Annotated in this window: 8 protein-coding genes; all 8 read left to right on the top strand. The window is 65.4% G+C overall.

The annotated features are described in order from the left end of the window. Nucleotides 1-81 precede the first annotated feature (81 nt). Nucleotides 82-2,658 (top strand): diguanylate cyclase, encoded by a 2,577-nt coding sequence (locus VGQ94_05455; protein HEV2021955.1) that lies wholly within the window; start codon nt 82-84, stop codon nt 2,656-2,658. A 114-nt stretch (nt 2,659-2,772) separates the two neighbouring features. Continuing rightward, nucleotides 2,773-4,869: a M13 family metallopeptidase gene (locus tag VGQ94_05450; protein HEV2021954.1), complete on the top strand. Its 2,097-nt coding sequence runs from the start codon at nt 2,773-2,775 to the stop codon at nt 4,867-4,869. Nucleotides 4,870-5,099: 230 nt separating this feature from the next. Beyond that, nucleotides 5,100-6,302, top strand: coding sequence for an acetyl-CoA C-acetyltransferase (locus VGQ94_05445; protein HEV2021953.1), 1,203 nt, complete (start codon nt 5,100-5,102; stop codon nt 6,300-6,302). An 87-nt stretch (nt 6,303-6,389) separates the two neighbouring features. Then, the gene (locus VGQ94_05440) at nt 6,390-7,277 is read left to right on the top strand and encodes a 3-hydroxybutyryl-CoA dehydrogenase (GenBank protein ID HEV2021952.1); all 888 of its coding nucleotides are present in this window, start codon (nt 6,390-6,392) and stop codon (nt 7,275-7,277) included. A gap of 49 nt (nt 7,278-7,326) precedes the next feature. Then, nucleotides 7,327-8,109, top strand: coding sequence for an enoyl-CoA hydratase-related protein (locus VGQ94_05435; GenBank protein ID HEV2021951.1), 783 nt, complete (start codon nt 7,327-7,329; stop codon nt 8,107-8,109). Then, entirely contained in the window at nt 8,109-9,065 is a 957-nt protein-coding gene (gene ribH, locus VGQ94_05430; GenBank protein ID HEV2021950.1) for a 6,7-dimethyl-8-ribityllumazine synthase, read from the top strand. Before VGQ94_05435 ends, ribH begins: the two co-directional genes overlap by 1 nt. 16 nt (nt 9,066-9,081) lie before the next feature. Next, the gene (gene nusB, locus VGQ94_05425) at nt 9,082-9,537 is read left to right on the top strand and encodes a transcription antitermination factor NusB (protein ID HEV2021949.1); all 456 of its coding nucleotides are present in this window, start codon (nt 9,082-9,084) and stop codon (nt 9,535-9,537) included. Then, on the top strand, nt 9,534-9,739 hold a 206-nt coding region (locus VGQ94_05420; protein ID HEV2021948.1), incomplete at its 3' end, for a hypothetical protein. The genes nusB and VGQ94_05420, both read left to right, overlap by 4 nt.

Raw genomic sequence — 9,739 nt, 5'->3', positions numbered from 1 at the left:
CTGCGCTCCACCACCGGCCGTTGCCGCAACCGCTTCCAGCGCATACAATTGCGGGTTTGCCGCCCGCCGGGGGGGCCTTTCATGGCCGATACCGCCAAGCGCCTCGAAAAAGCCGAGAAGTACCTTCAAAAGGGCAAGACGGAGTCTGCCCTGGAAGAGTACCTATCGATCCTGGAGGACGAACCCAACAACGACAACGTGCGGCAGACCGCGGCGGAGTTATGCGCCTCGCTGGGCCGGGCCAAGGAAGCCACGGAGCTGCTCGGCCTGCTCTTCGACCGGCAGGCGGGGATCGGCGACGGGGTCAAGGCCAACATCACCTATAAGAAGCTGCTCAAAGTGGGGACTCCCACGATGGAGCAGACCTTCCGCTACGCCCAGCTCATCGAAAAGTCCAACAAGAAGGACGCGCTGGAGGCCTACCAGACGGCGCTCGCAGGCTTTACTGCTTCCGGCAACAAGAAGGAAGCGCTGGCGCTGCTCAAGCGCATGGTCGGCCTCAATCCCTCGGCCGAGAGCCTGAAGCAAGAAGGCGAGCTGGCGGCGGAGTTGGGAGAGAACAAGGTAGCGGCGTCGGCCTTCCTGCAGGTGGGAGCCCTGGAAACCAAGGCGGGCAACCAGGGCGGGTCGTGGTATGCGCGCGCTTACGCGCTCGACGGCTCGAATCAAGAGGCGGCGCTGGCCCATGGCCGCACACTGACGGAGCAGGGCAAGGCCGAGGCGGCCATCCAGGTGCTGGAGCCGCTGGCGACGTTCGCCGAGAGCCAGCCGCAGTTCCGCGAAGCCTACGCGCGGGCCTTGCTGGGAGCGAAACGGACGCTCGAGGCCGAGCCCTTCATCTGGGAGCTTTTTGAGAAGGACCCCAAGCAGGTGGACGAGGTGGCCAACCTCATCAGCGCCCTGATCGATGTCGAGCAGTCGCAAAAGGCGCTGTTGGCGGCGCGCAAGCTGGAGGAGCATCAGCAGAACGCCGGAAAGCGCCGCGAACACATCAACCAGATGAAGGAGATCACGGACAAGCATCCGCCGGGCACCGAGTTCCTGGAGTACATGGTGGAGCTGTTCAACTCCACCAACCGGGAGCAGGACTACTGCGCCACGCTCATCAAGCTGTTCGACCTGTACTACGCGGCGGGGAACTTCATCAAGGCGGGCGACTCTCTGGACCGCGCCGCGGAGGTCGATCCTTACGAAGAAGGGCACAAGAAGCGGCTGGAGATGCTGCGGGGCAAGCTGGATGGGAACCGCTTCGGCGCCATCTCCAACCGCATCGTCTCGGCGGGCAAGGAGGGCGAGGCCCGGGCTGTGCCAACGGCGGATGCGGGCGAGCCTACGGTGCTCGAGGACTTCATCCTGCAGGCGGAGATCTTCCTGCAGTACGGCATGCGCTCCAAGGCGGTGGAACGCCTGGAGCGCGCCAACAAGCTTTTCCCCCGCGAGGAGGACCGCAACGAGAAACTCCGCGGGCTGTACCAGAGCGCGGGGTTCATGCCCAAGTACGAGGGAGCGCCGGCGCCGCCGGCGGCTGCCGCGGCGTCCGGGCCGGGTGGGCCGCCGGTCCCAGCGCCGATCTCGACTCCGGGCATGCCGGCCTTCCAGTCCACCGCGGATGAGAATGCGGTGGACAACATCGGCAAGGTCACCGAGATCACGCGCAACATCTACCGCCAGGCGAACGTGAAGGGCGTGCTGTTTGCCGCGGTCAACGACGTGGGACGCCACTGGAACGCCAGCCGCTGCGTGGCCGGGCTGTGCGCGCCGGGCAAGCCGCCTTCGGCGGCGCTGGAGTACTGCGCTCCCGGTGTGAAACAGTCGGACGTGATGGCCATCGTCAAGCTCATCGGGGCCCTGCAGGCGCTGGCAGTGACCCAGGGTCCGGTCATCCTGCCGCAGGCCCAGGCGGCGCCCGAGCTGGCCCCGGTGAAGCAGTTCGTGGACGCGCTGGCCATCCAATCCATTCTGGCGGTGCCGCTGGTGGATGGCGACGAGCACGCCGGCATCCTCTTTTTGGAGCAGTGCGGCACGCCGCGCGAGTGGCGGCAGAACGACATCTTCGTGCTGAAGACCATCGCCGACCAGATGGTGCTGGCGGTCAACAACGCCAAGCTGCGCAGCCTGATGAAGACCTTGGCGGTGACCGACGAGAAGTCCGGACTGTTGAAGCGCTCTTCGTACCTGCAGGTGCTGCTCTCGGAGGTGCGCCGGGCCCAGCAGCAGAGTTCCGCCTCCACTCTGATGCTGCTGCACTTCGGCAAGGCCTCCACCACGGCCAAGGAGATCGGGGAGCAGGCCATCGAATCCATGATGCAGCAGATCGGGCAGGTGGTGTGCTCCAACATCCGGCAGAACGACGTGGCCGTGCGCTACCAGCTCACCACCATCGCTCTGGTACTGGCCGACACCAACGACAAGAACGCTTTCTTCGTGGTGGACAAGATGCGCAAGGTGCTGGCCGGGACCAAGTTCCCCGGCACCGACCGCGCCGTGCCCATCACCGTGGGCATCGCCGAGGCGGTGATGAAGGCGGACTTCGACCCCGTGGACATCGTCACCGAGGTCATCAACCGCGTGGAGAGTGCGCTGGAGGCGGCCCGCGCCGAGGGCGGCAACAAGGCCCAGTCGCTCGCCCCTGTGCTCGAGGTGGCTTCAGTGGCGTAGGCGGGGAGGCCGGGGAACCATCCGTCCCCGCAGGACGTATTTGAATCACCGCGCGGCTTAACCGCCGCGATTAGAATGACCGATTCGCAATCGAACCTTACAAGGAGCCTGCTCATGCGCTTTGCCCGGATCTTCCTGCTTGTTCTGCTGTGCGCGACGTTCTCGCTGCAACTGGCCGCCCAGTCGGCGGCCGATAACCCGCAGATGCCGACGCTGAATCGCTTCGACCCCAACCAGGTGGACAAGTCCGTGGACCCCTGCGGGGACTTCTACAAGTTTGCGTGCGGCAAGTGGCAGGCCGCGAATCCCATCCCGCCCGACCAGGCGTCCTGGAGCGTGGCCAGCCCGTTGCGGTTGTGGAACGAGATGGTGCTGCGCGAGACCATGGAGAAGGCCGCGCCCTCGAACAAGACGCGCAGCGCGGCGGAGCAGAAAGTGGGCGACTACTACGCCGCCTGCATGGATGAGGCGGGGATCGAGAAGGCCGGCGCCCAGGCCATCGAGCCGGAGCTGGCGCGGATCAACGCGCTCAAGTCGAAGTCAGACATCGCCGGCGAGCTGGCGCACCTGCACCAGTCGATGCCGGGCGCCTGGCAGGGCGACGACAATCAGACCAACGCGCCGCTGCTCGGCTTTAGCGGCGGACAGGACCTGGACGATGCCTCCATGGTGGTGGTGCAGATCGACCAGGGCGGACTGGGCCTGCCCAGCCGCGACTTCTACCTGAAGGACGACGACCGCTCCAAGCAGGTCCGCACGAAGTATCAGGAGCACGTGCGCAAGATGTTCGTGCTGGCGGGAGAGAGCGACGCACAGGCCGCGGCCGACGCCGCCACCGTGATGGTCGTCGAGACCCAACTGGCGCAGGGACAGATGGACAACGTCCGCCGCCGCGATCCCAAGAACCTGAACAACAGGATGAACCTGGCGCAGATGAAGGCGCTCACCCCATCGTTCAACTGGAAGGCGTATCTGGCGCTGGTGAAGCCGCCGGCGACGCATCATTACATCGTCAGCTCGCCGGAGTATTTCCGGGGCCTCGAAACAGCACTGAAAGAGCATCCGCTCGACCACTGGAAGGCCTATCTGCGGTGGCATCTGCTGCGCGCCTCGGCGGCGTATCTGAGCAAGGGCTTCGTGGAGGAGAGCTTCGACTTCAACGGCCGCACCCTGCAAGGGACGAAGGAGATGCTGCCGCGCTGGCGCCGCTGCGTCCGCGCTGCTGACCGCGACCTGGGCGAAGCGCTGGGACAGGCCTATGTCGAGCGAGCCTTCCCGCCCACCAGCAAGGAGCGCATGGTGAACCTGGTACACGCCGTGGAGAAGGCGCTGGCCCAGGACATCGACAGCCTGGACTGGATGACCCCGGAGACCAAGAAGCAAGCAGCGGTGAAGCTTGCGGCCATCGAGGACAAGATCGGGTATCCCAAGACGTGGCGCAACTACACTAGCGTCCGCATCACGCCCGCCAGCTACCTGGGGAACGTTCATCAGACGACCGCGTTCGAGTTCAAGCGGGTGCTCAACAAGGTCGGCAAGCCGGTGGACCGCGGCGAGTGGGGCATGACGCCGCCCACCATCAACGCTTACTACGACGCCCAGCTCAACACCATCAACTTCCCCGCGGGGATCCTGCAGGCGCCCTTCTTCGACGCCGCGCAGGACGAGAGCGTGAACTACGGCGCCATCGGCATGGTCATCGGGCATGAGATCACCCACGGCTTCGACGACCAGGGACGCAAGTTCGACGCCCATGGCAACCTGAAGGACTGGTGGACGGCGCAGGACGGCACCGAGTACGAGAAGCGCGGCAAGTGCATCTCCGACGAGTACACCCAGAGCGTCCCCGAGGCCGGTCCGGACGTGAAGCAGAACGGCCTGCTCACCCAGGGCGAGGACACCGCCGACAATGGCGGCCTGCGCATCGCCTTCATGGCCCTCTCCAATACGCTGAAGGACGACGGCAAGAGCGTGGACGCGCCCGGCCCCGACGGCCTGACCCCGCGCCAGCGCTTCTTCCTGGGCTACGCCAACGCCTGGTGCGGCAACCTGCGGCCGGAGATCATGCGCACCCAGGTGGTCACCAACCCGCACTCGCTGCCCAAGTACCGGGTGAACAACGTGGTCTCCAACATGCCGGAGTTCCAGCAGGCCTTCTCCTGCAAGAAGGGCCAGGCCATGGTTCGCGCGAACGCCTGCCGGGTCTGGTAGCCGCGCTTTGAGTCGAGTTGTGACGAACGGATAAGGCTGTTTTGGGGAACATCCCGACGGCGAAGCCGGAGGGAACCCTACCCGGGGGAGAACGTTGAGGAAGGGTAGGGCTCCCTCGCTGCGCTCGGGATGTTTCTTGGAAACCCGCTGCGTATTGCCGCTGCTTCTTGCCCGCTGTTAGACTGAGTTGTTTTGCCGGCCTTTCTAGAATCCTCTTGTAGCGGGTGCCCATGCTGAAACCCCAGGACATCGCCATCGTCAGCGGCGCGCGCACGCCCATGGGGCGCTACTGCGGCAAGCTGCGCGACTTTACCGCGCAGGAGCTGGGCGCAGTGGCGGCGCGCGAGGCCATCGCGCGCTCCGGGCTCGACCCCAAAGAATTCGACCACGCCGTCTTCGGCAACGCGCAGCAGACCTCGGGAGACGCGATCTACGGCGCGCGCCACGTGGCGCTCAAGGCCGGCCTGCCCATCGAGACTCCGGCTCTGACCGTCAACCGGCTGTGCGGCTCCGGCATGCAGGCCATCGTCAACGCCGCGCAGATGATCCAGCTGGGCGAGGCGAAGACGGTTCTGGCCGGCGGGATGGAATCCATGTCGCAGGCGCCGCACGTCATCCGCGGCATGCGCTGGGGCGTGGGCCTGGGCGAAGGCAAGCTTGAAGACTCGCTCATGGTCGCCCTGCTCGACAGCTACTGCGGCCTCTACATGGCCAACACGGCCGAGCTTTACGGCGAGCAGCAGGGCATCACGCGGCAGATGCAGGACGGGTTCGCGCTGCGCTCGCAGCGCCTGGCCGACGAGGCCTACAAGGCCTGCCGCATGAAAGAAGAGCTGACGCCGGTGCCGCTCAAAAATCACCGGGGCGAGCCCACCGGCGAGATGTTCACCGAGGACGACCACCGCCGTCCGCAGACCACCATGGAGGGTCTGGCCAAGCTGAAGGCCGCCTTCGGAAAAACGGGGACCGTCACCGCCGGCAACGCCAGTGGCATCGTGGACGGGGGCGCCGCTGTGGTCGTGATGTCGCTGGCCGACGCGGAGAAGCGCGGCCTGAAGCCGCTGGGGCGGATCGTGAGTTGGGGCATCGCCGGGGTCGAGCCCAAACTGATGGGCCGTGGCCCGGTGCCGGCGTCGCGCATCGCGCTCGAAAAAGCCGGCCTCAAACTCGAAGACATGGACCTGATCGAGGTCAACGAAGCCTTCGCCGCGCAGTATCTCGCCGTCGAGAAAGAGTTGGGGCTCGACCGCGACAAGGTCAACGTCAACGGTGGCGCGATCGCGCTGGGGCATCCGTTGGGCGCGACCGGGGCGCGGCTGGTGATGACCCTGCTCTATGAGCTGCGCCGCCGCAGGAAGAAGTACGGCCTGGCGACAGCGTGTATCGGGGGCGGGCAGGGCATTGCCATGATTGTGGAGAATCTGCAGGGCTAGGCTTCACCACGGAGACACGGAGGCACTGAGAACATCGGTTCTATTTCCTCCGTGTCCCCGTGCCTCCATGGTGAGAAAGGGACTTATATGACTATTAAGAAGGTAGGCGTACTGGGTTGCGGACTGATGGGCTCGGGCATCGCACAGGTGTGCGCGACTGCCGGTCTTGACGTCACCGTGCTTGAGGTGGAGCAGAAATTCCTCGACAAGGGCTTCGCCGGGATCGACAAATCGCTGGCCAAGTTCGCGGAGAAGCCGGAGAAGAGCGGCATCACCCCGGAGAAGGCGAAGGAGATCCGCGCCCGCTTGAAGGGCACGCTCAAGAAGGAAGACCTGGCGGATTGCGACCTCATCATCGAGGCCATCATCGAGAATGTCGAAGACAAGAAGAAGATGTACGCATCGCTCGACGGCGTGGTGAAAAAAGACGCCATCTTCGCCTCCAACACCTCTTCCATCTCCATCACCGAGCTGATGACGGCCACCCAGCGCTCGGAGCGCTTCGTCGGGCTGCACTTCTTCAATCCCGTGCCGCTGATGAAGCTGGTGGAGGTGGTGCGCACCATTGCCACCGCCGCCGACGTCTTCGAGAGCGTCTTCGAGTTTGCCGGCAAGCTGGGCAAAGTCCCGGTGCGGACCTCCGACAAGACCGGATTCATCGTGAACCGGCTGCTGGTGCCGTACCTGCTGGACGCCATCCGCGCCTACGAGGAGGGAGTGGGCTCCATCGCGGACATCGACCAGGCCATGAAGCTGGGCTGCGGCTATCCCATGGGGCCGTTCACGCTGCTCGACTTTGTGGGCCTCGACACCACCTACTACATCACCCACGTGATGTTCGAGGAGTTCAAAGATGCGCGCTTTGCCTCACCGCCGCTGTTGAAGCGGCTGGTGATGGCCGGGTGGTACGGGAAGAAGACGGGCAAGGGGTTTTACGACTGGAAGGATCCGGCGAAGCCGGTGCCCAGCTTTTGAAAAACACCCGAGCGAAGCGAGGGATATTTTCCCCAGAAACGAGGCAATCATGAGCTACGAAAATCTGAAATACGCCAAGAAAGACCAGATCGCTACCATCACGATCGACCGCCCGAAGGTCCTGAATGCGCTCAACATGGCGACCATGGAAGAGCTGCGGCAGGCCTTCACCGGCGCGCGCGACGACAAAGACGTCCGCGTAGTGATCCTCACCGGCGCAGGAGAGAAGTCGTTCGTTGCCGGGGCGGACATCAACGAGTTGGCCAAGCACGGCGCCGTCGAGGGCAAGGAGTACACGCACCAGGGCCAGTCGGTGCTCGACCTGATCGAGAACCTGGGCAAGCCGGTGATCTGCTGCATCAACGGCTTTGCGCTGGGCGGCGGATGCGAGCTGGCCATGGCCTGCACGTTCCGTCTGGCTTCGGAGAACGCGAAGATCGGGCAGCCCGAGGTGAAGCTGGGCATCATTCCCGGCTACGGCGGCTCGCAGCGGTTGCCGCGGTTGGTGGGCAAAGGTCTGGCCATGCAGATGCTCCTGAGCGGCGAGCACATCACGGCGCAGGAGGCGCACCGCATCGGCCTGGTCAACGAGGTGGTGCCGCAGGCGGAGCTGCTGCCTCGCGCCGAGGCCATCGCCAAGAAAATCATCGCCAACGCGCCGCTGGCGGTGCAGTACTGCATGGAAGCAGTGCACCGCGGCATGGAAATGAGCCAGGCCGAGGGCCTCTACCTGGAGGCCACGCTCTTCGGCATGTGCTGCGCGACGGAAGACAAGAAGGAAGGCACGACGGCGTTCCTGGAAAAGCGCGCCGCGAGCTTCAAGGGGAAGTGATGATCCGCGCCATCACCATCGTGCGCCGCACGCGCCGCCCGGCCGAGTTCGACTTGCTGGTCGAGTTCTTCGACTCGCTGGGCTTCGAGCGCGGGCAGGGCTGGAAGCGCGACACCGGAAACGGCGCGTCGTTCCTGGCCCCGGTCGGGAACCTGGAAATCGTTTCGGGACAGGCGCCGGCGGAAACCGATGTGCTGATCGAAGTCACCGACCTGGACGGCCTCTTTGCGCTGCTGAAGAAGCAGGAACGGAAGATCGTCAAGCCGATCACCCAGACGATGTGGGGGGCGCGGCTGTTCATCGCCGAGCCGGCGGAGGACGTGCGCGTCGCCTTCTTCGAATTCACCCACGCGACGAAGAAGAAGCGCGCCCTCGAAGGGGAGCTGTCCGCCCGGGGCCGCCGCTTCGGCATCGTGGTGAGCCGATTCAACTCGTTCATCACCGAGCGGCTGCTGGAAGGCGCGCACGACGGCCTGCGGCGCGCCGGCGCGCACGAGAAGGACATCGAGATCGTGCGCGTGCCCGGGGCCTTCGAGATCCCGGCCGCGGCGCGCGCGTTCGCCGAGAAGCGCAAGCCTGACGCCGTCATCTGCCTGGGCTGCCTGTTGCGCGGCGACACCACGCATTACGAGCACCTGGCCACCGAAGTCACGCGCGGCATCGGACAGTCGGCGCAGGAGACGGGCGTGCCGCACGCCTTCGGAGTCCTGACCTGCGAGACGCTGGAGCAGGCCATCGAGCGCGCCGGGCTGAAGGGCGGCAACAAGGGCCTGGAGGCCGCGCTGTCGGCGGTAGAAATGGCGAACCTGAAAAAAGCGATCCAGCATACGCCTTCCGCGCACGGGCACGAGCGCCGCGATCCGTCGCCGCGCGAGCGCCGCGCCAAGCTCCGCCTGAGCGACCTGGAACGAGTGACCCACAAGGTCACAGACAAACATCACAAGAAGCACTCCTGAGAGGCCGGCGAACCGCATGGGGACGCGTCGCAAATCGCGGGAGCTGGCGCTGCAGATGCTGTTCCAGGCGGACCTGGGCCGGCAGCCGGCAGAAGAGGTCCAGCGGACGTTCTGGGCGGAGCGCGCGTCGGTGGAGGCCGCGACGCGCAGCTTCGCGGACGAACTCTTCTCGGTCGCCCTCGAACGCGCGGCGGAGATCGACGCACTCATCGAGCAGCACGCCGAGCACTGGCGCATGGAGCGCATGGCGGTGGTGGACCGCAACCTGCTGCGGGCCGGCGTGGCCGAGTTCCTGGGCTTCCCGGAGACGCCCAGGCCGGTGATCATCAACGAGTCGCTGGAGGTCGCGCGCAAGTTTTCCGGGCCCGAGTCCGTACACTTCATCAACGGAGTGCTGGACGGCATTGCGCACGCGCTGGCGGATTCCGGTAGCGGCACGGCGCCGGCGCGCGAGCGGAAGAAGAAAGCATGAAGTGGACCGCGGAAGCCAGGGAGATGGTCGAGCAGTTGATTCAGGAGCTGCCGCTCCCGGTGCGCGACGGAGTGCAGCAGGCGGCGGAGCTGCGCGCCGAGGAACTCGCAGAAAAGAAATCAGCGCCAGAGATCTCGCTGGAGCTTGCGGTGGCGGCCTTCATCGAGTCCACGCCCGCCGATCTGCGCGAGCGGCTGAAACA

The organism is Terriglobales bacterium, assembly GCA_035937135.1.
Classification (GTDB): Bacteria; Acidobacteriota; Terriglobia; order Terriglobales; family Acidobacteriaceae; genus DASYVL01.
Note: the sequence above shows the minus strand (reverse complement) of the source record. Positions and strands in the feature narration are given on the sequence as shown.